At 62.8% G+C, this 24703-nt stretch carries 23 protein-coding genes and 1 pseudogene; 16 read left to right on the forward strand and 8 right to left on the reverse strand.

The window, feature by feature from the left end; all coding sequences use genetic code 11:
- Positions 1-13: 13 nt before the first annotated feature.
- Together BSY16_RS30710 and BSY16_RS30715 are read right to left on the reverse strand one after the other, a co-directional pair.
- Positions 14-1327 (reverse strand): type I glutamate--ammonia ligase, encoded by a 1314-nt coding sequence (locus tag BSY16_RS30710; RefSeq protein ID WP_150130200.1) that lies wholly within the window; start codon positions 1325-1327, stop codon positions 14-16.
- Entirely contained in the window at positions 1317-2219 is a 903-nt protein-coding gene (locus BSY16_RS30715; protein ID WP_069063512.1) for a MurR/RpiR family transcriptional regulator, read from the reverse strand. Before BSY16_RS30715 ends, BSY16_RS30710 begins: the two co-directional genes overlap by 11 nt.
- 156 nt (positions 2220-2375) lie before the next feature.
- Between BSY16_RS30715 and BSY16_RS30720 the strand changes: the two genes are divergently transcribed.
- The 9 genes from BSY16_RS30720 (at position 2376) to BSY16_RS30760 (ending at position 10542) form a co-directional block, all read left to right on the forward strand.
- Positions 2376-3182: an N-formylglutamate amidohydrolase gene (locus tag BSY16_RS30720; protein WP_069063513.1), complete on the forward strand. Its 807-nt coding sequence runs from the start codon at positions 2376-2378 to the stop codon at positions 3180-3182.
- Positions 3182-3832 carry a cysteine hydrolase family protein gene (locus tag BSY16_RS30725; protein WP_069063514.1) on the forward strand — a complete coding sequence of 217 codons (651 nt, stop codon included), beginning with the start codon at positions 3182-3184 and terminating at the stop codon, positions 3830-3832. The genes BSY16_RS30720 and BSY16_RS30725 overlap by 1 nt, the downstream gene beginning before the upstream one ends.
- Positions 3833-3955: 123 nt before the next feature.
- The gene (locus BSY16_RS30730; protein WP_069063515.1) at positions 3956-5125 is read left to right on the forward strand and encodes an ABC transporter substrate-binding protein; all 1170 of its coding nucleotides are present in this window, start codon (positions 3956-3958) and stop codon (positions 5123-5125) included.
- Positions 5126-5179: 54 nt separating this feature from the next.
- The gene (locus BSY16_RS30735; RefSeq protein WP_069063516.1) at positions 5180-5914 is read left to right on the forward strand and encodes an ABC transporter ATP-binding protein; all 735 of its coding nucleotides are present in this window, start codon (positions 5180-5182) and stop codon (positions 5912-5914) included.
- The gene (locus tag BSY16_RS30740; protein WP_069063517.1) at positions 5907-6614 is read left to right on the forward strand and encodes an ABC transporter ATP-binding protein; all 708 of its coding nucleotides are present in this window, start codon (positions 5907-5909) and stop codon (positions 6612-6614) included. The genes BSY16_RS30735 and BSY16_RS30740 overlap by 8 nt, the downstream gene beginning before the upstream one ends.
- A gap of 3 nt (positions 6615-6617) precedes the next feature.
- The gene (locus BSY16_RS30745; protein WP_069063518.1) at positions 6618-7508 is read left to right on the forward strand and encodes a branched-chain amino acid ABC transporter permease; all 891 of its coding nucleotides are present in this window, start codon (positions 6618-6620) and stop codon (positions 7506-7508) included.
- A gap of 12 nt (positions 7509-7520) precedes the next feature.
- Entirely contained in the window at positions 7521-8549 is a 1029-nt protein-coding gene (locus BSY16_RS30750) for a branched-chain amino acid ABC transporter permease (protein WP_069063519.1), read from the forward strand.
- Positions 8546-9214, forward strand: a complete 669-nt coding sequence (locus BSY16_RS30755) for a cysteine hydrolase family protein (RefSeq protein WP_069063520.1) — start codon at positions 8546-8548, stop codon at positions 9212-9214. The genes BSY16_RS30750 and BSY16_RS30755 overlap by 4 nt, the downstream gene beginning before the upstream one ends.
- Before the next feature lie 14 nt (positions 9215-9228).
- A complete protein-coding gene (locus BSY16_RS30760; RefSeq protein WP_069063521.1) occupies positions 9229-10542 on the forward strand; it encodes an aspartate aminotransferase family protein in 1314 nt (437 codons plus the stop codon).
- Positions 10543-10552: 10 nt separating this feature from the next.
- On the opposite strand, the pseudogene BSY16_RS31810 reads toward BSY16_RS30760, so the two are convergent.
- From BSY16_RS31810 to BSY16_RS30785, 6 genes and pseudogenes are all read right to left on the reverse strand, one after another.
- A pseudogene (locus tag BSY16_RS31810) lies at positions 10553-10768 on the reverse strand (SDR family NAD(P)-dependent oxidoreductase); the annotation flags it as partial.
- Positions 10765-11766 (reverse strand): ABC transporter ATP-binding protein, encoded by a 1002-nt coding sequence (locus BSY16_RS30765; RefSeq protein WP_069057898.1) that lies wholly within the window; start codon positions 11764-11766, stop codon positions 10765-10767. The gene BSY16_RS30765 and the pseudogene BSY16_RS31810, both read right to left, overlap by 4 nt.
- Positions 11767-11789: 23 nt before the next feature.
- Positions 11790-12614: a carbohydrate ABC transporter permease gene (locus BSY16_RS30770; RefSeq protein ID WP_069057897.1), complete on the reverse strand. Its 825-nt coding sequence runs from the start codon at positions 12612-12614 to the stop codon at positions 11790-11792.
- Between the two features lie 69 nt (positions 12615-12683).
- Complete coding sequence (locus BSY16_RS30775; RefSeq protein ID WP_069057896.1) at positions 12684-13556, reverse strand: carbohydrate ABC transporter permease; 873 nt, start codon at positions 13554-13556, stop codon at positions 12684-12686.
- 53 nt (positions 13557-13609) lie between these two features.
- Entirely contained in the window at positions 13610-14884 is a 1275-nt protein-coding gene (locus BSY16_RS30780) for a D-tagatose-bisphosphate aldolase, class II, non-catalytic subunit (RefSeq protein ID WP_069063522.1), read from the reverse strand.
- Positions 14881-15870 (reverse strand): tagatose kinase, encoded by a 990-nt coding sequence (locus BSY16_RS30785; RefSeq protein WP_286157296.1) that lies wholly within the window; start codon positions 15868-15870, stop codon positions 14881-14883. The genes BSY16_RS30780 and BSY16_RS30785 overlap by 4 nt, the downstream gene beginning before the upstream one ends.
- Before the next feature lie 322 nt (positions 15871-16192).
- On the opposite strand from BSY16_RS30785, the gene BSY16_RS30790 reads away from it, so the two are divergent.
- From BSY16_RS30790 to BSY16_RS30820, 7 genes are all read left to right on the forward strand, one after another.
- The gene (locus BSY16_RS30790; RefSeq protein WP_069063524.1) at positions 16193-17506 is read left to right on the forward strand and encodes an ABC transporter substrate-binding protein; all 1314 of its coding nucleotides are present in this window, start codon (positions 16193-16195) and stop codon (positions 17504-17506) included.
- A gap of 140 nt (positions 17507-17646) precedes the next feature.
- Positions 17647-18417: an L-iditol 2-dehydrogenase gene (locus tag BSY16_RS30795; RefSeq protein ID WP_069063525.1), complete on the forward strand. Its 771-nt coding sequence runs from the start codon at positions 17647-17649 to the stop codon at positions 18415-18417.
- A gap of 15 nt (positions 18418-18432) precedes the next feature.
- On the forward strand, positions 18433-19443 hold the full coding sequence (locus BSY16_RS30800) for a zinc-dependent alcohol dehydrogenase family protein (protein WP_069063526.1): 1011 nt from the start codon (positions 18433-18435) through the stop codon (positions 19441-19443).
- Positions 19444-19558: 115 nt separating this feature from the next.
- Positions 19559-20569, forward strand: coding sequence for a LacI family DNA-binding transcriptional regulator (locus BSY16_RS30805; protein ID WP_069063813.1), 1011 nt, complete (start codon positions 19559-19561; stop codon positions 20567-20569).
- Between the two features lie 545 nt (positions 20570-21114).
- Positions 21115-22107, forward strand: a complete 993-nt coding sequence (locus BSY16_RS30810) for an LLM class flavin-dependent oxidoreductase (RefSeq protein WP_069063527.1) — start codon at positions 21115-21117, stop codon at positions 22105-22107.
- Positions 22108-22129: 22 nt separating this feature from the next.
- Positions 22130-23479, forward strand: a complete 1350-nt coding sequence (locus tag BSY16_RS30815; protein ID WP_069063528.1) for an LLM class flavin-dependent oxidoreductase — start codon at positions 22130-22132, stop codon at positions 23477-23479.
- Positions 23480-23496: 17 nt separating this feature from the next.
- Positions 23497-24684 (forward strand): M20 aminoacylase family protein, encoded by a 1188-nt coding sequence (locus BSY16_RS30820; RefSeq protein WP_069063529.1) that lies wholly within the window; start codon positions 23497-23499, stop codon positions 24682-24684.
- Positions 24685-24703: the final 19 nt, after the last annotated feature.

The raw sequence follows: 24703 nt of genomic DNA on the forward strand, positions 1-24703 counted from the left end.
TTTCCCGCTTACCTCAGTAGGCACTCTCGTAGGCTTCGCAGATTTCCTTCTGTGTCTTGCCGGCGAGATAGGCGATTTCGCCTTCCTTGTGTTTGACGTAGACATCCGCAAAGCCTTCCGGAAACCAGCCGCAAACCGTCGCATTCTCCTTGAAGCGCTGGAGGGCGGCTTCGAGCGTTTGCGGCAGACGGACGTAACCGCGTGCAGCAAGCGTCTCCACGTTCAGAAGCGAGAGGTCCTCCTGCGTCGCCTCCGGTACCTCCAGCTCTTCCTCGATACCCTGCACCCCGGCGTGGATGATCGCGGCGAGCGTCAAGTGCGGGTTGGCGGTGCCGTCGGCGGCGCGGAATTCGAAATTGAACTGGGCAGCCCGGGCGATGTCGCTGATATCGGAGACCGGGCAGATGCGCACCGAGGCCTCGCGATCACGGAAGCCGAGATTGTTGAAGGCGGCACTCCAGCGATGCGGGGTGAGACGCAGGTAGGAGACGACGCTCGGTGCGGTGATGGCGATAATCGAATCGAGATATTTCAGAATGCCCGCCACGAATTTTCCGGCGACATCGGAAAGCTCGTGCTTACCATCCGGATCGTACGTGACCGGATTGCCAGTCGAATCCAGCATGCTGATATGCACATGCACACCGTTGCCGACCCCGGCTGGATCGCGGATCGGGGTGAAGGTCGGATCGTAGCCAAGCTCTCGGGCGACGAGGCCGACGAGTTCGCGGGTGATCAGCGAATGGTCCGCGACCGTGACGCCCTTCTGCGGCCCCATCGTGACCTCGAACTGGCCGGCGCCGAATTCCTTGAGGATCGTATCGGGCGTGACCCCCGCCTGACGCATGGCCGCGATGATCGCCTCGCAGAAATGCCGCTCCTCCTGGAAGCCGCCGAGCGTGAAGGCCTTGCCGATGTCGGAGACGAGATGCTTGATCTGGAATTCATGCTCGAACGCGCCGTAGAGCGTGACGCCCGCCACCCGTTGCAGGCGCTCCAGCGCCGCTTCCAGGATGGAACGTGTGCAGAATTCCCATGGCCGGCCATCGGTGTAACGGATGTTGCCGAGCACGAAGTTTTCGTTCGGCGCACCCTCTTCGCTCTCGATGCTGACGCTGGTCGCAGGATCCGGAATCAGCACGAGATCGCCAAGCGAGCCGAATGGGCTTTCGGCAATGTTGTCGAAGCAGGTGATCTGCACGTTGGTCGGCGTCCAGCCGACGCCCCGTTTCAAGCGCTTCTCCATCTGTACCAGCGGAAAAGCCTTGCCGCGCACCTTGCCCGAAAGGTCGCCACAGCAGGCAACCATCATTTCCTCACGTTTCATCTGCGTCCCCGTTGATCTTGTCCTGGTCATAGCCCGGCATCTCGAAGCGAATGCCGTCCCAATCCTTGATGCGTTTTTGCGTTGCTTCCCAATCAGCCTCGGAGACGCGCACGATCAGCGCCTCGACAAGCGCCATGGCAGCGGCCACCGTGTCCCAGGCCGTACCGGCATCGATCGGCAGGGCCACGATATGATCGGCGCTGCGAGCGGCCGGCGACATCCACTTGTCGGTGACCACGACGATCGTCGCGCCGCGTTTTTCCGCGATCGTTTCGGCGAGACGCGAAAGGCTGAGCTGGTAGCGCCGAAAATCGAAGAGCAGCACGACGTCCTTCTTGCGCATGCGCAGCACGTGCTCCGGCCAGAATTCCGGATTGTCCGCCATGTGGTAGATGCCGCTGCGGATCTGCCTGAGATGGATCGACAGGAACGCGGCGACATTGTCGCTGACACGACCGCCGAGCAGGAAGATATTGCGCGACGGATCGGCGAGCAGGCCGGCGAGAATGTCGAACTGCGCCTGCGAAACCGTTGCCGTCATTTCCTGCATGACGGCGGAAACGCGGGCGACATATTCCGACAGGAACTCCGAATGCCCGACCGGCTTCTGGCTGGACTTCAGGTCCAGCGGTGAGCGCTGCCCCTCCTTCAGCTCGGCGATCAACTGGCGCTGCAGGTCCTGGAAGCCACTGCAGCCGATCTTGCTGACGAAACGGGTGATCGAGGGTGCGCTGACCCCGGTCTTCGCCGCCAGCTCCTGGATACTCTCGAGGCCCGTGAAGGGGTAGTCGGCAAGGATGGCATTGGCGATCTTGCGCTCGCTCGCCGTCAGCTGCGCTGCGGCCTCGCGGATCCTCGTTCGGATCGTCGTCGATGATTTCCCATCGCTCATTGGTGTTCGTTCCCGTTGTTGGCGTGGATATTGCGCTATGAAAAAAAATAGTCAAATGGAAAAATTATGTTGACTATGATCGAGAAATTTCTTTGACTGCTCACCATAAGAAGCCAGCGCCCGGCCCTCGCCGAGCCGCATGACGGATACCATTCCATGCTCAGGTTCGCAGGCCGCGAGACGACCAGATTGCTGCAGACGGGCGACCCCGATCCCGTGGAGTGGCTCAACTCCGCCGGCTCTTCACCGATCTTCCTGACCTGCGAGCATGCCGGCCGTGCCGTGCCGCGCGCCCTCGGCGATCTCGGCATTCCAGCCGAGGAGATGGAGCGCCATATCGCCTATGACGTCGGCGCCGAGGGTGTGGCGCGTGGCCTTGCCGAACGGCTCGATGCGGCGCTCATCCTTCAGCGCTACAGCCGTCTCGTCATCGATTGCAATCGCCCGCTGGAGGCAAAGGACTGCATCGTCACGCAAAGCGACGGCACGGTGGTTCCGGTCAACGCCGACATCACGGATCTCGATCGCTCCCGCCGCTATGTGGAAATCCACCAGCCGCTGCACGAGGCGATCGCCGTGGCACTCGACCAGCGCCAGGCGAACGGAAAACCGCTTTTCCTCGTCTCGGTGCACAGCTTCACGCCGGTCATGCGTGCGACGGGCGCCGTGCGGGATTTCGAACTCGGCCTACTCTACAATCGCGACGCCCGTCTTGCCGAACGGCTGGCGGAGCATTTTCGTGCCGCCAATCCGGACGTCACCGTCAAGCTCAACGCGCCGTATCACGTCGACGACGTCTCCGACTACACCATCCCCGTGCATGGCGAGCGGCGCGGCATTCCGCACGTGCTTCTCGAAGTGCGCAACGATCTTATCACCGATGCCCGCGGGCAGGAGGAATGGGCCGACCGTCTGGCCGGCCCCCTCCGCCTTGCCGCAGACAGAATCGAAGGAAAAGCCTGATGGCCGCTAACCATCTCACCACCCGCGAAATCCCGCTCGACCCGGCGGCATCAGCCATCCTCTTCATCGACGTGCAGAACTTTTCCGTGCGCCGCGAGGGCGGCGAGTTCAAGGACGTTTCCGAAGCGGAAATCGACGGTAAATACGGCTACTATTTCAAGCGCATCCACGAGGTGGCGATCCCGAACATGCAGCGCCTACTTGCCGGTTTCCGCAAGGCCGGCATCGAAGTGCTGCACACGACGATCGAGAGCCTGACCAAGGATGGCCGCGACCGCAGCCTCGACTACAAGATCACCGGCTTCAACGTGCCGAAGGGCTCGTGGGACGGCAAGGTGATCGACGAGCTGGAGCCGCTGGAAGACGAAATCGTCTTCCCGAAAAGTTCGTCGAGTGTCTTCGTCTCCACCCATATCGACTACACGCTGCGCAATCTCGGCGTGAAGCAACTTGTGCTTTGTGGACTGCTCACCGACCAGTGCGTGGAATCGGCGATCCGCGACGCCTGCGATCTCAATTACCTGGTGACGCTCGTGCCGGATGCCTGCGGCACCTATTCCGAGGCGCGCCACAACACATCGCTGAGTGCGATCAAGGGCTATTGCCGCCAGATTTCGACCGACGATCTCCTGAAGGAAATCGGACAGTAAAAACCCGGAACGAACCGACGGGACGGAAACGAGGAGCATTCGAAAGCGGGCCGCACAACAAAACAAAAAGGCCGGACCGCTGATCCATTCATTGCCGAAAAGGCATCACTAAGGGGAACGACCATGATGAAGACTTCCACATTGCTTCTGGCAGCGAGTTTTGCGCTCGCCTCCACCACGGCCTTTGCCGCCGACGACAAGATCGTGATCGGCGGGGCACTGTCGATGACGGGCATTCAGGCACCGCTCGACACGCCCGGCTATAATGGCGCGCAAGTCGCCGTGAAATATCTGAACGACAATGGCGGCGTGCTCGGCAAGCAGGTCGAGTTCATCAACATCGACGGCAAATCCGATCCGGTGACAGTCGGCAACGTCGCCGTCGAGCTGATCGACAAGGGCGCCCAGGTCATCGTCGCGCCCTGCGACTTCGACTTCGGTTCGCCGGCCAGCCGCGAGGCGCAGACCGCCAACCTCGTCGGCATCTCCACCTGCGCTTCCGACCCGCTCTATTCCTCGTGGTCGCTGGGCGACAAGCAGTTCACGCTCTCCATGTGGAACACCACGATGGGCGCGACGGCCGCCGACTTCGCGGTCAAGGAAAAGGGCTGGAAGACGGCCTATGTCGTCACCGACCAGTTCATCGCCTACACCAAGTCGCTGTCGAAATACTTCGTCGAACAGTTCAAGGCCGATGGCGGCGAGATCCTGCTCGAAGACACCTATACGAACGGCGACAACAACTTTTCCGCCCAGCTCGCGCGTCTCCAGGCGCTTGGCAAGAAGCCGGACGTGATTTTTGTCTCGTCCTACGGCACGGATATCGGCGTGATCATCCGCGCCCTGCGCGAAGTCGGCTACGATGCGCCGATTCTCGGTGGCGATGCCTATGACGACCCGGCCATGCACGAAGCGCTCGGCGAGAAATTCGGCAACAACGTCTACTTCGTCACCCACACCTGGATGGGAGCGGGGGCCGATCCAGAAATGGAAAAATTCATCGGCCTCTACAAGGAGATGTTCGGCAAGGACCCGGACACCTCCTTCGTCTCGACCGGCTGGGACACGATCATGATGCTCGCTCAGGCGATTACCGCGGCCGGCTCGACCGATGGCGCAGCCGTTGCCAAGGCGCTGGAAGACGGCCAGTTCAAGCTGCTCACGGGTGACCTCGATTACGGTACGAACGAGGAAGGCCATGTGCCGAACAAGGCCGCGGCTTTGATCGAGCTCAAGGGTGGCAAGCCGACCTTCGTGGGATGGCGCAAGCCGGAATCCTTGCCGAAGCCCTGATCGTTCCCGTTTACGGGCCGGCCGAAAGGCCGGCCCATCACCTTCGGAAAAGCCATGTCTGAAACGCGCCTCGCGGTAAACGACGTGTCGGTGGAATTCACCGGCCTCCGCGCCCTCGACCATGTGTCTCTCTCCGTTTTGACCGGCGAGGTCGTTGGCCTCATCGGGCCGAACGGCTCCGGCAAGACGACGCTCATCAATGCTATTACCGGCCAGGTGAAACTGGCAGGCGGTACGATCACCGCCGGCGATACCAGGCTGTCTGGTCTCTCCCCGCGCGAGATCGCGCTGCAAGGCATCAGCCGCTCGTTCCAGATCGTGCGGCTGTTCAACACAATGACGGTTCTGGAAAACGTCGAGGCCGCGGCGCTGGCAAAGGGTGCTTCGCTTGCTGTCGCCGCCGAGCGCACGAAAGGCCTGCTCAGCGAACTTGGCCTGACGGCCAAGGCGGACGAGCTGGGCGAAAGCCTGAGCTACGGCGACAAACGGCGCGTGGAAATTGCTCGGGCGCTCGCAGCGGAGCCGCGCTTCCTGCTGCTCGATGAACCGGCGGCCGGCATGAACGACGCCGAGACGGAAACCTTGCTGCACACGCTGTCCGAACTGCCGAAGAAACGCGGCCTCGGTCTTCTCATCATCGACCACGACATGGGTCTCATCATGCGCCTCTGCCACCGGCTGCACGTGCTCGCCTCCGGCCGCACCATCGCGGAAGGGGATGCTGCCCATGTCCGCGGCCACCCGGCGGTCATCGAGGCCTATCTCGGCAAGGGAGCGGCCCATGCTTGATATCCGCGACCTCTCCGTCAGCTACGGCACGATCCGTGCCGTGCGCGGCATCAACTTCACCGTTGGCAAGGGCGAACTGGTGAGCCTGCTCGGCGCGAACGGCGCCGGCAAATCCTCGACGCTCAAATGCATTGCCGGCGCGTTGAAGGCGTCGGGCGGGTCCATCACGCTCGACGGCAAGGACATCACGTCTGCCAGCCCCGAACAGGTTGTGCGCGCCGGTCTCGCCACCGTACCCGAAACCCGCGACGTGTTTCCGGACCTGACAGTCGCCGAAAACCTCATGCTCGGCGCCTACATCCACCGGCGCGACCAGGCCGGCAATCGGCAGAATCTTGAACGGCAACACACCTTGTTCCCGCGCCTTGCCGAGCGCTCGCGCCAGCCGGCCGGCACGCTGTCCGGCGGTGAGCAACAGATGCTCGTCATCGCCCGTGCGCTGATGTCGCGCCCCACTGTATTGCTGCTCGACGAACCCTCGCTCGGGCTTGCGCCAGCGATCGTCGAACGCATCTTCGAGATGATCGAGACGCTGAAAAAGTCCGGCCTCACCATCCTGCTCGTCGAGCAGAACGTGAACCAGGCACTTGCCGTCGCCGATCGCGCCTATGTCATGCGGCTCGGCGCGGTCGTCACATCCGGCACGCCCGACGAGATCCGCGCGACCAGCGATCTCAGCGCGCACTATCTGGGAGGCTGACCCATGGCTTTCGCAATCCAGTTCGTCATCGACGTCTTGAGCCTCGGCGGCGCCTATGCCCTGATGGCGCTCGGCCTCGTCATCATCTACGGCATCCTGCGACTGGTGAACTTCGCCTATGGCGAGCTCATCATGGTCGCCGGCTACACGATGTTCCTGACAAGCGGCTCCGGCCTGCCCTGGATCATCATGGCGGTGCTCGCCGTCGTCATGGCGATCGTCTTCGGCATCATCACCGACTATGCCGCCTTCCGTCCGGTGCGCGCCAAGTCGGTGACCGCAGTCCTCATTACCTCCTTCGCCTTCTCCAACCTCTTGCAGAACGCGGCCCTGCTCTTCATTTCACCCCGCCCGCGCAACGTGCCGTTGCCGGAGATTTTTTCCGAAACGGTCTCGATCGGCGGCGCCATCACGCCGGTGCGCAATCTCATCACCATTGCCGCGTCCATCGTGCTGCTCGCCGCCGTCGCCTTTCTGATGCGCAAGACGACGCTCGGCATCGCCATGCGCGCAGCGGCGACCAACTTCACCATGGCGCGCATGCTCGGCGTGCCGGCAAACCTCATCATCTCGTCCGCCTTCGCGCTCTCGGGCTTCCTCGCCGGCGTGGTCGGAATCCTCTGGATCGGCCGCATCGGTACCGTTGTGCCGGGCGTCGGCCTGGAGCCGTTGCTCATCGCCTTCATCGCCACCGTCATCGGCGGCATGCGCAGTCTGCCCGGTGCCGTCGTCGGCGGGTTCCTGCTCGCGCTTATCGACACGACGCTCAACTATACCCTGTCGCAGGACCTCCTGAAGTTCCGCGACGCCTTCACATTCAGCCTCGTCATCCTGATCCTGCTCTGGCGCCCCGAAGGCCTCATCAAGGGTCCGGCAAGCGGTCAGCGGACCTGAGGAGCGGAACCCATGAAACATTCCTATCTCACCGCCCTCATCCTCATCGGCGTCATCCTCGTCATCGGTGTCGGCAGCCAGCTTCTCGGCATCCGCCTCTATGACCGCATCGCCACCAACCTGTTGATCTCGCTGGTGCTGGTCATCGGATTGCAGACCTTCATGGGCAATTCCGGCCTGCTCTCCTTCGCCCATATCGGCTTCATGGGGCTTGGCGCCTACACCTCCGCGGTGCTCACCATACCGGCGCAGATGAAGGGCATGGCACTGCCCGACCTGTACGAATTCATGAAGCTGGTGGAAGTCTCGCCCCTTATCGCCATGCTCGCCGCCGGGGTTCTGGCCGCAGTCGTTGCTGCTGTCGTCGCCTATCCGCTGATGCGACTGTCCGATGCGGCGTCGGTCATCACCTCCTTCGCGCTGCTCGTCGTGCTCTACACAGTCATGAACAACTGGAGCGCCTTCACCAACGGCCCGCGCACCCTTTTCGGCCTGCCGAAGACGACGGATATGCCGATCGCCGCCATCGTTGCCGGCATCGTCGTCGTCGTCGCCCTGCTCTTCAAGGAATCGCGCACCGGCAAGCTTTTGCGCGCCTCCCGCGAGGACGAAGTCGCGGCCGCAGCCCTCGGCGCCAACATCCCGCAGCTGCGCTGGCGCGCCTTCATCCTCGCCGCCTTCATCGCCGGCATCGGCGGCGCGCTCTGGGGCCACTTCATCACGTCCTTTGCGCCAAAAGCCTTCTACCTCAAGGAGACCTTCCTGATCGTCACCATGCTGGTGATCGGCGGGGCCAACACGGTGACTGGCGCTGTCGCAGGCACGGTCCTCATCACCGTCGCCTATGAGGGCCTGCGTAGTACGGAGTCGGCGCTGAACGCCACGTCCGTCGGTGCCGGCCAGGTCATCGGCCTTACCGAAATCGTGCTGGCGCTCGCCATGATCGCCGTGATGATCCTGAAACCCGGCGGTCTCTTCCCCAACCGCGAGATCGGCCACATCCTCACCCGCGCCCGCCGCAAGAAGGAAACCGCACCATGAACTGGAAGACCGCCTACCGTTCCTTCTACTACGCCAATGCCGAGGCGCCGGACGACATCGTGCTCGACCCGGAAACGACGGCGCTGCTTGTCATCGACCTCCAGAACACCTATCTCGACCCAAAGGACACGCCGGAAGAAACCGCCCGTTGGCAACCGTTCTACGACCGCGTGCGCGGGACCGTAATCCCGAACACCGCACGGCTGATCGATGAATGTCGCAAGCGCAAGGTGGAGGTCATCTACGCCCGCATTGCCTGCCAGAAGCCGGATGGCCGCGACCGTTCGCTCAGCCAGAAGAAGCCCGGCTTCAACTACCTGCTGCTGCCGAAGGACCTGCCGGAAGGCCAGATAGTACCGGAGCTCGCGCCTCGTGCCGACGAAATCGTCATCACCAAGACGACCGACAGCGCGCTGACCGGCACGAATCTTCGCCTGATCCTCGCCAATATGGGCATCAAGGACGTCATCTGCTGCGGCATCTTCACGGACCAGTGCGTCTCCTCGACCGTGCGCAGCCTCGCCGACGAAAGTTTTGGCGTGGTGGTCGTCGACGATTGTGGTGCTGCGGCAACGGATGAACTGCACAAGCGGGAACTCGAGATCATCAACATGATCTACTGCCATGTCGTCCAGCTCGACGAGGTTTTGACCTTCTTCAAATAGGCGAGGAAAGCACGATGTCCGGTCTCTACGCCCGCGAAAGCCGATCGGTCTCGAAAATGGCGCATCTGCGGTTTTTCCCGCAGGCGATCGTCGGTGGCAGCGGTGCCTATCTCACCGGCGACGACGGACGGCAGCTCCTCGACTTTGCCGCCTCCTGGGGTGCGGCGAGCCTCGGCCATTCCCATCCCGCGGTCCGCGCGGCGGTCGATCGTGCGCTCTCGGACCAGGCGGGCGCCAGCTACCTTTCGACCGCAAACGAGCCCTGCGTGCTGCTTGCGGAGAAGCTCCTGTCCCTCGTACCGGAACGCGCTCGCGGCCGGGTCTGGTTCGGCCATTCCGGTTCCGACGCCAACGAGACGGTCGCCCGCATGGTCGTAGCCGCCACCGGCCGGCCGCGCATCCTCGCCTTCAGCGGCGCCTATCACGGCGGAACCGTCGGCTCCATGGCCGTCTCCGGCCATCCGGCACAGCAAGGCACTCGGGCCGAAGGCCTGACGCTTGTGCCCTATCCCAACAGCTATACCGCCGGTAGCCCGGAGGCCGCCAAGGACACCGCCCTCGCCCATCTCGAAACGCTTTTCGCGACGGACGTGCCGCCGGAAGAAGTCGCCGCGTTCTTCATCGAGCCGATCCAGTCGGATGGGGGCATGCTGGTTCCGCCGGATGGCTACTTCAAGGCGGTGGAAGCACTCTGCCGCAAGCACGGCATCCTGCTGGTCTCCGACGAGGTCAAGGTCGGGCTCGGCCGCAGCGGACTGTTCAACGCCTTCGAACATTCCGGCATCGAGCCGGATATCGTCGTCTTCGGCAAGGGCCTTGGCGGTGGCCTGCCGATTTCGGCGGTGGTCGGCCCGGAAGCCATCATGAACCACGCAGTCGCCTTCTCGCTACAGACCGTGCACGGCAATCCAGTCTGCGCCGCCGCGGCCCTTGCCGTGCTCCAGACGATCGAACGCGACCATCTCGTCGAGAACGCGGAGAGAACCGGCACGGTGCTGCGCGAGGCCCTCGACCGTCTCGCTGCTCGCCAGGCGCTGATCGGCAACGTACGCGGCCGCGGCCTTGCTCTCGGCGTCGAACTTGTCACCGACCGCACGAGCCGTGAACCAGCAGCACGGCAAACTGCGCTCACCATCTACCGCGCCTTCCAGCTTGGCCTCGTGCTCTACTACGTCGGGGTCCACTCCAACGTGCTCGAATTCACCCCACCCCTGACGCTCACCGAAAACCAAGCGCAGGAGGGTGTCGCCATCCTTGATCAGGCCCTCGCCGATGTTGCAGCAGGGCGGGTCGACGAGAGCCTGCTCGCAGAGTTTGCCGGCTGGTAGCTCGCCATTCGGCAACCGCGGCATCGATCGAAGCCTGCCGCGTCACGTCGATCTCGACCGCATAGGCTGCCGGACCGATCTCGCTCGCCGTCGCCCGTGCGCGTTCGATGTTGATGTCGGCGATGGCGACCCTTGCGCCTTCGCGGACATAGGCTTCCGCGAAGGCGCGGCCGATGCCGCGCGCCGATCCGGTGATCAGCGCGCTCCTGCCCTCAAGCCTGTTCATCTCACGGCCTTCCCGGCGTCGTCGAAGCGGTGGATGCGGGTTTCGTCGGGGGTGAGCCACACCGTATCGCCATGGGTGACGGGGAAGTCGCCGCCGGCGCGCACCGTCATCAGGCCGATGCCCTCGACATTGACATGCAGGAAGGTGTCGGAGCCGAGATGTTCGGCGACGCCGACGAGGCCCTTCCACGTGCCGCTCTCCTTGGAGAGCCTGATGTGCTCCGGGCGGATGCCGACGGTCGGCGCGTTGTACGGTTTGGCCGCCTCGCCCTTGACGAAGTTCATGCGCGGCGAGCCGATGAAGCCGGCGACGAACAGGTTGTCGGGCTTGTTGTAGAGATCGAGCGGCGAGCCGACCTGCTCGATATTGCCGGCATTGAGAACCACGATCTTGTCGGCCATGGTCATGGCTTCCACCTGGTCGTGGGTGACGTAGATCATCGTGGTCTTCAGCTGGTGGTGCAGCTCGCTGATCTCGAGCCGCATCGTGCCGCGCAACGCCGCGTCGAGGTTCGACAGGGGCTCGTCGAAGAGAAAGGCCGACGGTTCGCGCACGATCGCCCGGCCGATGGCCACGCGCTGGCGCTGGCCGCCGGACAGCTGGCCCGGACGGCGCTCGAGATAGTTGGTGAGGTTGAGCACGCGCGCGGCCTCCGTCACCTTCTTGTCGATCGCCTCGGGGCTCATCTTCGCCATCTTCAGCGGGAAGGCGATGTTGTTGCGCACGGACATGTGCGGATAGAGCGCGTAGGACTGGAACACCATGGCAAGGCCGCGTTTTGCCGGCGCCTCCCCGGTGACGTCGCGGCCGTCGATCTCGATGATGCCGCTGGTGGTGTCTTCCAGGCCGGCGATCAGGCGCAGCAGCGTGGACTTGCCGCAGCCCGACGGGCCGACGAAGACGACGAACTCGCCCTCGTTGATGGTCAGGTCGATGCCCGGAATGACCTGCGTCTCGCCAAAGCTCTTGTTGACCTTTTTCAGGATGATCTTGCCCATGGTGGTTCCTCCCCGATCTGTTTTTACTTCACGGCGCCGAAGGTCAGGCCGCGGACAAGCTGCTTTTGTGAGAACCACCCCATGATCAGGATGGGCGCGATGGCCAGCGTCGAGGCTGCCGAGAGTTTCGCCCAGAACAGGCCCTGCGGACTGGAGAACGAGGCGATGAAGGCGGTGAGCGGCGCTGCATTGGTCGTCGTCAGGCGGATCGTCCAGAAGGCTTCGTTCCAGGCGAGGATGATGTTGAGCAGCATGGTCGAGGCAATGCCGGGTACCGCCATCGGCGTCAGCACGTAGACGATCTCGCCCCACAGCGACGCACCGTCCATGCGCGCCGCCTCCAGGATCTCGCCGGGGATCTCGCGGAAGTAGGTGTAGAGCATCCAGATGACGATCGGCAGGTTGATCATGGTCAGCATGACGGTGAGACCAATGCGGCTGTCGAGCAGGCCGAAGTCGCGGAAGAGGAGGTAGATCGGCACCAGCACGGCGACGGCCGGCATCATCTTCGTCGAGAGCATCCACATCAGGATGTCCTTGGTCTTGGCCGTCGGCGAGAACGCCATCGACCAGGCGGCGGGCACGGCGATCAACAGCGCCAGCAGCGTCGAGCCGAGCGACAGCACCACCGAGTTCAGGAAGAACTTGAAGTAGTTGCTCTGCGCCTGCACGGCTGCATAGCTCTCCACCGTGCCTGACGGGATGATGTTGAACCCCTGGATCGCCTCGGTCTCGGATTTGAACGAGGTGATGATCGTGTAGAGGATCGGAAAGAAGATGATCAGCGCGACGATCCAGGCGGCGATCGTGAACACTACAGTGCGTCTTGTCGAAACTGCGCGAGCCATGGTCTTGTCCTCCCTAAAAGCTGTTCCAGGAAAAGTGTGAAGCGGTTTTCCGTCCGGAACTGCGATAAACTATTTGTCGAGGTTCTTGCCGACGGCGCGCATCAGGAAGAAGGCGACGATATTGGCGAGGATGACGGCGATGATGCCACCGGCGGAGGCTCCGCCGACGTCGTAGCCGAGAAGGGCCGTGCGGTAGATCAGGAACGGCAGGTTGGTCGATGCATAACCCGGGCCGCCATTGGTGGTGACGAGGATTTCCGCATAGACGCCGAGCAGGAAGATCGTCTGGATGAGGATGACGACGGTGATCGAGCGCGAGAGATGCGGCACCGTCAGGTAGATGAAGCGGGAGACGAAGCCGGCGCCATCCATCTCGGCCGCTTCCTTCTGCTCGCCGTCGAGCGATTGCAGCGCGGTCAAGAGGATGAGGGTGGCAAACGGCAGCCATTGCCAGGCGACGATGATGATGATCGAAAACAGCGGATATTGCGCAAACCAGTCGACCGGCTGGAGACCCAGCGCCCGGTTGATATCGGCAAGCACGCCGTAGCCCGGATGCATGATCATGTTCTTCCACACCAGCGCCGCCACCGGCGGCATGACGAAGAACGGCGAGATGATCATGATGCGCACGATCCCCTGCCCCCACATCGGCTGGTCGAGCAGAAGCGCAATCGCCACGCCGCCAAGCACCGTGATGAACAGCACGCCCCCGACGATCAAAAGCGTGTTCCAGATCGACTGGAAGAAGGCCGGGTCGGTATAGAAATACTGATAGTTGAACAGCCCCGCCCAGCTGACATTGGCCGGGTTCAGCAGGTTGTAGTTCTGGAACGAAAACCACAGCGTCATCGCCAATGGCACGATCATCCAAACCAGAAGCAACCCAACCGAGGGCGCCAACATCAGCCGCGCCAATCCACGCGTGTTCGCAGTCGCCATGATTTCCTCCTCCCAACCAGCACACGAGCGGCAACGCCGTCGCGTGCGTCTTTTCAGCCTCGAACGCTCGCAGCCGCCGCGCCTTCATAGAGCGCGAGCACCTGGTCCACCGCGGCAACCAGAATGTCCTCGGCACTTTGGCCCTCTCCCGGCGCGACCTGCGGCAGATATTGATGCAGCACCGGTTCGGGGATGCGCACGCCGTCAAGCGCGTCCATCAATCTTGCTACGGCAGCCTCCGCCTCCGGCCGCGTCCAATAGTAACGGATGCGGTCGCTGTAGCTGAAATGCCGCTGAACGCGCAGCGCCGTCGCATCGCCATGGTAGTAGCCGATCCAATAGCCGGGCGCTTCCGTCAGCAGCGCCTCCATGGCCTTGGCAAGGGATCGTTCACCGTAACCGGGCACCAGTTCCGACGCGACAAGGTCCAGTGCATACAGCGCCTCGCGATAGGCGAAGGTGAGGCCCGGGCCAACCTTGAGGATCGGGTAGCCGTCGCGGACCAGAGCCGCCAGCGCGTCGCCCGTCTGGTAGTCCGTCGAATGGGCCTCGAAGACCAATGTCGGCTCGTCGTCGAGAAGGCTGCTCAAGGCTGCGGCACGCGGCGGATCGTAGGCGATGACATTGTCGCTGCCGAACTCGACACCCGGCTGCACGACAAAAGCGATGACGCGCGCAAAAACCTCGGCGAGCCCCGCCTTGGCGAATGCCGCGCGATGCACGGCAATGGTCTCGCGGGCCGCTTCCGGCGCCGTCGGCTCGACCGTCGCCAACGCATGGTCCGCGCCGCCCGGGACGGGCACTTCCGTGCCGAGGATGTAGACGGGAGCCGGCAGGCCGGCGCGGGCGGCCGTTCGTTCCGCAACTGCACAGAGTGCTGCGGCGCGCTCCGCCACGGTACTGTCATCGAGGGCGGCGGGCTCGCCGGCGCAGCCCATCGAGGCGTCGAGGTGAATCTTACCGAAACCGGCTGCGACATAGGCTTCGATCATGTCCGCCGCGTTGGCAAGCGCGACCTCCGCCGTCTCCTTGCGCCAGGGATTGGGACCAAGATGATCGCCACCGAAAATGATCTGGTCGCGGTGCACCCCCTCTTCGCCCGCGATCTGCCCGACGAAGGCGACGAAATCGGCGGGCGTCATGCCGGTATAGCCGCCGAACTGGTTGACCTGGTTGCAGGTCGCTTCGACGAGCACCGGCCCGCCGCCCTTTGCGGCGCGCCGGAGTGCTGCACGCAGCACAACGGGATGAGCGGAACAAATGGAGGGAATTCCATAAGGCTGGCCCGCACGCCGAGCGGCGGCAAGGCCCGTCAGGACGTTCTTCATGCTGTCAGCTCCCGGCCTGCGGCGGCAATGAAATCATCGAGCTCCGCCTTGTTGGATACTCCCTCCATCGGCCCCTGCTTCGTGACCGTGCGGGCGCCGGCAGCATTGGCATAAAGCAGTGCCCGGGCGGGCGGGAGGCCAGCACGCCGGCTTGTCAGATAGGCCGCGCCGAAACAGTCGCCCGCGCCAGTCGGATCGATTTCCTCCACTGCGAAGGCCGGGCAATCGACACGGCCAAAGACCTTGCTGAAATGGGTAGACCCATCACTGCCGCGCTTCAGCACGACTTCGCCGATGCCCAAGCCGAGGAGGTGCTGCACCGCCGCCTCTTCCGTCGCAGCGCCGGCCGCGACCAGCAATTCGTCGCCGGACGGCAACAGCAGGTCGGTCACCGCAAGCATGTCATCAATGAGCTTGCGGCCCGCACCGTCCTGCACCAACTCCTTGCGGATGTTAGGATCAAAGGAAACCGAACCGCCGCGCGCCTTTACTGCTTGGACCGCTTCCACCAGGATTTCGGCGATGCCGGGAATGGCGAAGGCCGAGCCCATGACATGGACGTGCCCCGCACGCGCGATCAGCGAGCGTGCCGCCTCGGTCATGCTCGTTTCGCCGGCGGCCGAATACGCAATGTTGAACACGAAATCGCGTGCGCCATCGTTGCGATAGCGGACGAAGGCACTGCCGGTCGGCTTGCCGACAATCGTGGCGATCGCCGAGACGTCGACACCATCGGCCCGCAGGCGCTCGACGTTGAGCGTACCGAAGTCGTCGTCGCCGACAGCGGCGACAATGCCTGCCGCGCCACCGATACGCGCTACCTGATCGATAAAGATGGCCGGGGCACCACTCGGGAACGGGCCGAGAAGCGGCTGGGCCTCAAGAAACCCCGTACCGATCGTCGTGGCCATGATCTCCACCAGGATTTCACCGACCGTGACCGTAGGCCCCAGGGCCTCCGGCGCCAATGCGCTTGTTATAGCCAATGCTTTCTCCCCGCATGAAAGCCGCCGAGACGGCTCCACCAACTACATGAGAGATAACGGCCTTGCATCGGAAAAGTCAACATAACTTTACGCGCGTAAATTAAATTACGGCATTGTGTAATGCCGCATCGCAGCAAATTGCTTTTTGCGACGCAATAAGAAACTTGAGTTTAGCCCTTATTTTTCAAATATTTGCGGAAACCGTACGAAGCGAACGCCCACCGAGCCCAGATAATTCCCTTGACATCCACCATCAATTTACCGGATACCAACTTTACGCATGTAGCTTTATGCGTGGACATCCGTAAAGGAGGAACGGACTATGAGGATTCTTATTCGCATTCTGTCATCGTCTGCCGTCGGCCTGGGCCTGCTCAGCGGCCTGGCGCAGGCTGAAGAAATCAGCATCGCCACCGTGAACAACGGCGACATGATCATCATGCAGAAGCTGTCGGCCGCCTGGGAGAAGGAAACCGGCAACAAGATCAACTGGATCGTATTGGAAGAAAACGTCCTGCGTGAACGCGTGACGACCGACATCGCCACCAAGAGCGGCCAGTTCGACGTCATGACCATCGGCGGCTACGAGGCGCCGATCTGGGGCAAGCAGGGCTGGCTGGCGCCGGTCGACGATCTCGGCGACGATTACGACTATGCCGACCTTCTTGAGCCGATCAAGGCAGGGCTGACCGTCGACGGCAAGCTCTATGCTGTGCCGTTCTACACCGAAAGCTCGTTCACGCTCTACCGCAAGGATCTGTTCGACGCGGCCGGCCTCACCATGCCTGATCAGCCGACCTACGAGCAGATCAAGGAATACGCGGCCAAACTCACCGACAAGTCCAAGCAGCAATATGGCATCTGCCTGCGCGGCAAGCCGGGCTGGGGCGAGAACATGGCCTTCCTCGGCACGATGGTGAATGCCTATGGCGGACGCTGGTTCGACATGGACTGGAAGCCGCAGCTCAATTCCGAGCCGTGGAAGAAAGCCATCACCGACTACGTCGCCCTTCTGGGTGAATACGGCCCCCAGGGTGCGACGGCGAATGGGTTCAACGAGAACCAGACGCTGTTTGCGACCGGTCATTGCGCGATGTGGATCGATGCGACGTCTGCCGCGGGTCGCGTCTACGATCCCAAGCAGAGCCAGGTCGCCGACAAGATCGCCTTCACGCGCTCGCCGATCGCAGAGACGGCGAACGGATCGAGCTGGTCCTGGTCCTGGAACCTCGCCATTCCGGCAACCTCGCAAAAGGCCGACGTCGCCAAGTCCTTCCTGAAGTGGGCGACCTCCAAGGACTATGTGAAGATGGTCGGCGAGAGCGAAGGCTGGGTTGCCGTGCCCCCGGGTACGCGCAAATCCACCTACGCGCTGCCGGAATACCAGAAGGCGGCACCGTTCGCGGAAACCGTATTGCAGGCAATCCTGTCAGCCGACCCGTCCAAACCGACCAAGGATCCGGTGCCCTATACCGGCGTGCAATTTGTCGCCATTCCGGAATTCCAGGCGATCGGCACCTTCGTTGGCCAGCAGGTCAGCGCAGCGCTCGCCGGCCAGCAGACGGTCGATGCCGCGCTTGAAGCGGCCCAGACGCAGGTCGAGCGCGACATGACGCGCGCCGGCTACATCAAGTAACGGGCTCAGCCTGCGGCTTGCCCGCAGGCCCTCCCGGGAGGCCTGGCGTTTTTTGGCGCCGGGCCTCTCCGCATCAAAAAAGTTTTCGATCAACAGAACCGCCACCACAGCCCGTTGTGACGACGGGATGGAGAACCGATATGAGACTTCAAGACAAGATTGCCCTGATCACCGGCGGCGCGCGCGGGATCGGCCTCGGCTTCGCGGAAGCCTACGCCGCCGAGGGCGCAAAGGTCATCATTGCCGATATCAATCTCGAGCGCGCCCGCGAAGCGGCGGCATCCATCGGTCCCGCAGCGACCGCCGTCAAGCTCGACGTCACGAACCTTGCCGACATCGATGCCGTGATCAAAAAGATCGACGAAGACTTCGGTGGCATCGACATCCTCGTCAACAACGCGGCGATCTTCGACATGGCGCCGATCCAGGCGATCACCGAAGACAGCTACGACCGCGTTTTCAACGTGAACCTCAAAGGCCCGCTGTTCACGATGAAGGCGGTAGCGAATGTGATGATCACGCGCGGGCGCGGCGGTAAGATCATCAACATGGCAAGCCAGGCCGGCCGGCGCGGCGAAGCGCTGGTGACGCTGTACTGCGCATCGAAAGCCGCCATCATCTCCGCAACGCAGTCGGCAGCCCTTGCCCTCGTCAAACACGGCATCAACGTCAACGCGATCGCGCCTGGTGTCGTCGATGGCGAACATTGGGATATTGTCGATGCGAAATTCGCCGAGTGGGAAGGGCTGAAGCCGGGCGAGAAGAAGGCGGCGGTGGCGCAATCCGTACCGATCGGCCGGTTCGCGACGCCGGACGACATCAAGGGCCTCGCCGTCTTCCTCGCCTCGAAGGACAGTGATTACATTCTCGCCCAGACATACAATGTCGACGGCGGCAACTGGATGAACTGAACCATGGCAAACCACATGAAAGCGATCCACTTCACCGCCAAGGGCGAAGCCGCCCTTGCCGATCTGCCGGTCGGCGATCTTCCCCCCGGCCATGCCCTGGTCAAGGTCCGGGCATCCGGCCTCTGCCACACGGATATCGATGTGCTGCACGCGCGTTATGGCGACGGCGCCTTCCCGCTTGTGCCGGGCCATGAATTTGCCGGTGAGGTTCAGGCGATTGCAGCCGACGTCACCGGTGTTCGCGTTGGAGACCGGGTCGCCGTCGACCCGAACCTGCCCTGTGGCACCTGCCCTTCCTGCCGGAAAGGGCTATCGAACCTCTGCCAAAACCTGAAGGCCTATGGCGTGTCGCACAATGGCGGCTTTGCCGAATACAGCATCGTGCGCGCCGACCACCTGCACGGCATCGGCGACATGCCCTATCACATCGCAGCCCTCGCCGAGCCGCTCGCCTGCGTGGTCAACGGCCTCGGCAGTGCGGGCCTGCGCAACGGCGCGCCCATGCCGCGCGAGGCGCTGGTCATCGGCGCCGGCCCGATCGGCCTGCTGCTGGCGCTTTCGCTGAAGGCGGAAGGTGCGGAAAACGTCACGGTCGCCGATATCAACGAAAGCCGCCTCGCCTTCGCAGCCGAACTCGGGCTGGGCGGAATTATCTCCGGTTCCGCAGACCTTGCGAACAGGGCGCGCTCCTACGATTTCGTGGCCGATGCCACCGGCATTGCGCGTGTCGTCGAAGGCATGATCGATCTTGTCGCCGATGGTGGCACGGCCCTGCTTTTCGGCGTTTGCGCGCCGGATGCGCGGATCTCTATCGCGCCGTTCGAGATCTTTCGCCGTCAGTTGAAGCTGGTCGGTTCGCATTCGTTGAACCGCAACATCCCTGATGCGCTGGATATCCTCAAGCGAGATGATGGCAGAATGGCAAAACTCGTCTCGCATCGGCTGACGCTGGAGGAGGTGCTACCGTTCTTTACACGGAAGCCGACGGACCCCGCCACGATGAAGGTGCAGTTTGCCGCCGACTGATCGCCGAACTGCCGATGGTCGCCTCCAGTTTGCGCTTCCCCCCCGAAATGGGGCCAGCTAAGAAGGCGTGCATCAGAACCCAGGGAGCACACGTTTGGCCAAGTCGATCAGAACGATGGAGGATTTTTCCGAGTTCGTCGGCCTGTCCCGGCCCACGGTGTCGAAATACTTCAACGACCCGTCTTCGGTGCGCAAGAAAACGCGCGACACCATCGAGGAAGCGCTGAAAAAATCCGGCTTTCGGCCGAATATCTTCGCCGTGAATCTCAACCGCCGCCGCTCGAACATCATCGGGGTGGTCATCCCCAACTCGACTGACCCGTTCTACATGGCGCTGACGCGGCGCATCGAACTGATCGCCAATGAAGCGGGCTTCCTCGCCTTCGTGCTGTCATCAGATGGGCGCGCGGATATGGAGGACAACGCGATCAAGACGTTCAAGTCGATGAACGTCGCCGGCGCCATCATCGCGCCGCTCGGAACGCGCTCGCGCCACACCACGCTGGAACGGCTCGGCGAAGCCATTCCACTCGTCTATGTCGATTCTCCGATCGATGAGGCCTCGGCGTTCGTCGGCACGGACAACCGCCAAAGTTTCGGGCTGATCGTCGACTATCTCTGCCGGTCCGGCGAACCACCCTGCTATTTCGGCATGCCGCAGGTCAATACGAACGCCGCCACCCGCCTGAGTGCCTACCGGGAGGCCATGGAACGCCTCAACGTCGAGCCTCGAATCCTGCCGGTCGCCGACACGACCACCTGGGATTTCGAACAGTTCGCCTTCGAGGAGGCAAGCCGCCTCTTCGCGAAACCCGATCAGCTTGCCTCCCGCACCATTCTTTGCGCCAACGACCGTCTGGCCTTCGGTGTCATCGCCGCCGCCTGGCAGCGCGGCTTGAAGATCGGCCACGGTGCCGGCTACGATCTGCGTGTCGCCGGTCACGACGACCATCCATTGTCGCGGTATGCCTGCCCACCCATTACGACGGTCGCGCAGAACTACAACGAGATCGGCCGCCTCGCGATCGAGCTCCTCCTTCGCAAACTCAGCGAAGTGAGCGATGGCGCAACCGCCAAAGATCAGATTCTGCTGAGATCCGATCTCATGCTCAGGCAGTCGGCCTGACTTCCTGGGTGAATGCCGAATGGCGTCTCAGGTCTTGAACGGAAGCGAACCTACGACCTTGTCGTTGCAAAAGCCCAATGCCTGAAAGTTCTCGTAGAGGAGATCGCGATTGGCTTTGATGCAATTGCATATTTGGGGCCGATAGCAGACCGTCTGCTGCAAGAATCCACAACGCAAAAAAGCGGACACCTTAGTGTACGGCGCAGGGGTCAGGCATCGGTCTCAATGCGGCCTGACTGAAAGAAAGCCATAGACGGTCGGTGCGCCGGAGCGATCTCTCGATCTACGCAGCAGCACGCGTCTCTCGTCCGAACACCGCGTTCCATAGCTGCGGTTCGCACCTTCGCGTTTTGGGATCGGTCATCGTGGATTTTGGCTCATCGCGCTTGAGGCGACTGAGCCACCGCGTCCAGACAAGTGCCGGAAACTTCTGCCATCAATGAACAACGATTTTTCGCATCCAATCGCGTGAAGAGAATGTCGTACCTTAATTTTCCATAAAAACTATAGACTATTAATGCATCTGTCTCAGCACTGGTGCGTTCATGTCCTATCATCTCAGCCTCCTCGACAAAAGCCCGGTCGAATCCGGCCAGACCACTGCAGAAGCGCTGCAGACGACGGTGAAGCTTGCTTTGAGAGCGGAAGCGCTGGGCTATCACCGGTATTGGGTAGCCGAACACCACAATATGGCCAGCCTCGCCAGTTCGGCGCCCGAGGCGCTGATCGCCTATCTTCTGGCAAGGACCTCGCGAATCCGCGTCGGCTCCGGCGGCGTCATGCTGCAGCACTACAGCGCCTACAAGGTCGCCGAAACCTTCAATCTTCTGGCCTCCCTGGCGCCCGGGCGGGTCGATCTCGGCGTCGGCAAGGCGCCCGGCGGCTTTCCGGTTTCGACCAACGCGTTGCAGGCGGCCATCGACCCCGCACGTAAGCCGAAATTCGACGATCAGCTTTCCGATCTCAACCGCTACCTGTCGGTCGCGCCCGATGCGACGGATCTCGCGGCGACGCCGCTCCCGACCGTGGCGCCCGAGCGCTTCCTGCTCGGCGCCAGCGTCGAAAGCGCCAGGCTTGCGGCCGACAAGGGCTGGCAGCTGGTCTTCGCCGGTCACCTGAACGGCGACCCGGAAAACCTGCGCAAGACATTCGAGGCGTATCGCGAGGCAAGCGGCGGCAAGGCGCCGATCCTGGCGCTGGCAGCCTTCGTCGCGGAGGACGAGGCGCAGGCGCGTGAGCGGGTTTCGGGGCTCAGAATCTTCAAGGTTTTCCTCTCGACCGGCCAGAGCGTCAATGTCGGCAGCGAGGAGCAGGCGGCCGAGTTCGCGCGGCAGTCCGGTGTCACGGACTACCGTGTCGAGGAGAAGGTGCCGAGCATCCTGCATGGCACGCCGGCGCAGGTGCGTGACGAATTTGACGATCTCCACCACCGCTACGGCGTCTCCGAATTCATCATCGAAACCCCGGCGCTGACGGCGGCCGAACGCTTCCAGTCCATTGAGCTGCTGGCGAAGGAACGGCTGTCGCTCGCTGCCTGAATTTTCCGGAAAGGATGATCCCATGTCCCAGAAAAACGTCACGTTCGGTATCATGCTGCAAGGGCCGGGCGGCCACATGAACGCCTGGAAACATCCGAGCGGACCGGCCGATGCAAGCGTCAATTTCCCCTTTTTCGTGGAGACTGCCCGCAAGGCCGAAAACACAGGCATTGCCTTCGCCTTCGTCGCCGACGGTCTCTACATCAACGAACAGTCCATCCCGCACTTCCTCAACCGGTTCGAGCCGATCTCGATCCTCTCGGCACTCGCAGCCTCGACGTCGAAGATCGGCCTCGTCGGCACGGTCTCGACCTCCTATAGCGATCCCTTCACCGTTGCGCGCCAGTTCGCCACGATCGATCTGATCAGCGGTGGCCGTGCCGGTTGGAATGCCGTGACGACGCCGCTCGAAGGCTCGGGCCGCAACTACAGCCGCGAGCACCCCGAACACGAGTTGCGCTATGAGATTGCCGACGAATATCTCGATGTCGTCAAAGGCCTGTGGGATTCCTGGGACGACGACGCCTTCCTGTGCAACCGCGAGACGGGTGTCTATGTCGACAAGACCAAGCTCCGCCGGCTCGGCCACAAGGGGCGGTTCTTCCGCGTCGAGGGGCCGCTCAATATCGGTCGCTCGAAGCAGGGGCAACCGGTCGTCTTCCAGGCGGGCGCCTCCGATTCCGGCGTGAAGCTCGCCGGCAAACATGCCGATGCCGTCTTCACCAATGGCGGCCCCTTCGAGGACGCGGCGGTCTTTTACAAGCAGGTGAAGCAGAGCGCGATCGCGCAGGGACGCCGGGCGGCCGACGTGCGCATCTTCCCCGGTATCGCGCCCATCGTCGGCGCGACGGCCGAGGAGGCGGAACGGAAATACCAGGCGATCCGCAATCTCGTGACCGTCGAGGAGGCGTTGCTCTATTTGGGTCGCTTCTTCGACCACCATGATTTCAGCGCCTATCCGCTCGACGAGGCCTTTCCGGAACTCGGGGATATCGGCAAGAACAGCTTTCGCGCCACGACCGACCGGATCAAGAAGACGGCGCGCGAGCAGAACCTCACGCTCCGCGAAATCGCGCTTGACGTCGCGACACCCCGCACCGCCTTCATTGGAACGGCCGACCATATCGCCGACGAGATCATCCGCTGGGTCGACGGCAGTGCGGCGGATGGCTTCATCCTCGGCTTCCAGGTGATCGCCGAAGGCCTCGACGATTTCGCAGCGCATGTCCTGCCCGTCCTTGCGGCCCGCGGATATTTCAATCCGTCACTCGAAGGCCAGACGCTGCGCGACCATCTGGGCCTGCCCTATCGCGAAAGCCGCCATGCGGCCGGCGCGGACGCCATCGAACCCGGAAAGGCGGTCGGCGCGTGAGCGTTGAGGAAAAAACCATGAACGCTATTGCACCTCCTCCGCGCCTCAACGATCCCATCCAGCAGGGTATCGCCGCCTTTCTCGACGAGATCGTGGCGCTGCGCCAGGACCTTCACCAATATCCGGAGCTCGCCTTCCAGGAGCGCCGCACCAGCAAGCTCATCGCCTCGCAGCTTTCCTCTTGGGGCTATGATGTGACGACCGGCATTGCCGGGACCGGCCTTGTCGCAACGCTTTCTAATGGCACGCGAGAGCGCCGGCTCGGCATCCGCGCCGATATGGACGCGCTGCCGATCGAGGAGGCGACGGATCTCGCCTATGCCAGCAGCAATCCCGGCGTCATGCATGCCTGCGGGCATGACGGCCATACGGCGATCCTGCTTGCGGCCGCCCGCTATCTTGCGCAAACCCGTGCGTTCAATGGCACGCTTCATCTCATCTTCCAGCCTGCCGAGGAGATCGGCGCCGGCGCCCGGAAGATGCTTTCGGAAGGCCTGTTCGAGCGTTTCCCGGTCGATGCCGTCTTCGGGCTGCACAATTGGCCGGGCGTGCCGGCAGGGCAGTTCGGCTTCGTTCCCGGCCCGGCGATGGCCTCGGTCGACCAGGCCAATATCCGCATCGTCGGCAGGGGCGGCCATGGCGCAGAGCCGCAGAACGCCGTCGATCCGGTGGTGGCGACCGCATCCCTCATTACGGCCTTGCAGAGCGTCGTCTCGCGCAATGTCGATCCGCAGGAGATGGCCGTGGTGACGGTCGGCTCCATCCATGCCGGCTCCGCCTCGAATGTGATCCCGGAAAGCGTCGAGCTGAAGCTGACGATGCGGGCTTTCACCGAGGGCGTGCGGGAGCAACTGCGGGCACGCATTCCGGCACTCGCCCGCGCGCAGGCCGAAAGTTTCGGAGCGGTGGCGGAGGTGGACTACCGCCTCGGCTTCCCCGCCCTGATCAACGATGCCGGCTCGACGGCATTTGCGCGCAAGGTGGCGCTCGACACGTTCGGCCCGGTTCAGGTCGAGGAAGGCTTCAAGCCTCGCACCGCAAGCGAGGATTTCGCCTTCATGTTGCAGGCGCAGACGGGAAGCTACGTCTTCGTCGGCAATGGCGACACGGCGCCGCTGCACAGCGCCCGCTACGATTTCAACGACGCGATCATCGCGCCCGCCGCCCGCTATTGGGTGCGCCTCACCGAAACCTTCCTCCAGTGACGTCAGCAACAGGACCGGC

The organism is Sinorhizobium sp. RAC02 (assembly GCF_001713395.1).
GTDB lineage: Bacteria > Pseudomonadota > Alphaproteobacteria > Rhizobiales > Rhizobiaceae > Shinella.

Bases quoted from the DNA above. Each gene is read 5' to 3' on its own strand.
- BSY16_RS30805 (WP_069063813.1), top strand. From the start codon at position 19,559: ATGGAGGATTTTTCCGAGTTCGTCGGCCTGTCCCGGCCCACGGTGTCG.
- BSY16_RS30760 (WP_069063521.1), top strand. From the start codon at position 9,229: ATGTCCGGTCTCTACGCCCGCGAAAGCCGATCGGTCTCGAAAATGGCG.
- BSY16_RS30715 (WP_069063512.1), bottom strand. From the start codon at position 2,219: ATGAGCGATGGGAAATCATCGACGACGATCCGAACGAGGATCCGCGAG.
- BSY16_RS30810 (WP_069063527.1), top strand. From the start codon at position 21,115: ATGTCCTATCATCTCAGCCTCCTCGACAAAAGCCCGGTCGAATCCGGC.
- BSY16_RS30720 (WP_069063513.1), top strand. From the start codon at position 2,376: ATGCTCAGGTTCGCAGGCCGCGAGACGACCAGATTGCTGCAGACGGGC.
- BSY16_RS30745 (WP_069063518.1), top strand. From the start codon at position 6,618: ATGGCTTTCGCAATCCAGTTCGTCATCGACGTCTTGAGCCTCGGCGGC.
- BSY16_RS30795 (WP_069063525.1), top strand. From the start codon at position 17,647: ATGAGACTTCAAGACAAGATTGCCCTGATCACCGGCGGCGCGCGCGGG.
- BSY16_RS30710 (WP_150130200.1), bottom strand. From the start codon at position 1,327: ATGAAACGTGAGGAAATGATGGTTGCCTGCTGTGGCGACCTTTCGGGC.
- BSY16_RS30775 (WP_069057896.1), bottom strand. From the start codon at position 13,556: ATGGCGACTGCGAACACGCGTGGATTGGCGCGGCTGATGTTGGCGCCC.
- BSY16_RS30770 (WP_069057897.1), bottom strand. From the start codon at position 12,614: ATGGCTCGCGCAGTTTCGACAAGACGCACTGTAGTGTTCACGATCGCC.
- BSY16_RS30780 (WP_069063522.1), bottom strand. From the start codon at position 14,884: ATGAAGAACGTCCTGACGGGCCTTGCCGCCGCTCGGCGTGCGGGCCAG.
- BSY16_RS30750 (WP_069063519.1), top strand. From the start codon at position 7,521: ATGAAACATTCCTATCTCACCGCCCTCATCCTCATCGGCGTCATCCTC.
- BSY16_RS30820 (WP_069063529.1), top strand. From the start codon at position 23,497: ATGAACGCTATTGCACCTCCTCCGCGCCTCAACGATCCCATCCAGCAG.
- BSY16_RS30730 (WP_069063515.1), top strand. From the start codon at position 3,956: ATGATGAAGACTTCCACATTGCTTCTGGCAGCGAGTTTTGCGCTCGCC.
- BSY16_RS30815 (WP_069063528.1), top strand. From the start codon at position 22,130: ATGTCCCAGAAAAACGTCACGTTCGGTATCATGCTGCAAGGGCCGGGC.
- BSY16_RS30765 (WP_069057898.1), bottom strand. From the start codon at position 11,766: ATGGGCAAGATCATCCTGAAAAAGGTCAACAAGAGCTTTGGCGAGACG.
- BSY16_RS30740 (WP_069063517.1), top strand. From the start codon at position 5,907: ATGCTTGATATCCGCGACCTCTCCGTCAGCTACGGCACGATCCGTGCC.
- BSY16_RS30735 (WP_069063516.1), top strand. From the start codon at position 5,180: ATGTCTGAAACGCGCCTCGCGGTAAACGACGTGTCGGTGGAATTCACC.
- BSY16_RS30800 (WP_069063526.1), top strand. From the start codon at position 18,433: ATGAAAGCGATCCACTTCACCGCCAAGGGCGAAGCCGCCCTTGCCGAT.
- BSY16_RS30755 (WP_069063520.1), top strand. From the start codon at position 8,546: ATGAACTGGAAGACCGCCTACCGTTCCTTCTACTACGCCAATGCCGAG.
- BSY16_RS30725 (WP_069063514.1), top strand. From the start codon at position 3,182: ATGGCCGCTAACCATCTCACCACCCGCGAAATCCCGCTCGACCCGGCG.
- BSY16_RS30790 (WP_069063524.1), top strand. From the start codon at position 16,193: ATGAGGATTCTTATTCGCATTCTGTCATCGTCTGCCGTCGGCCTGGGC.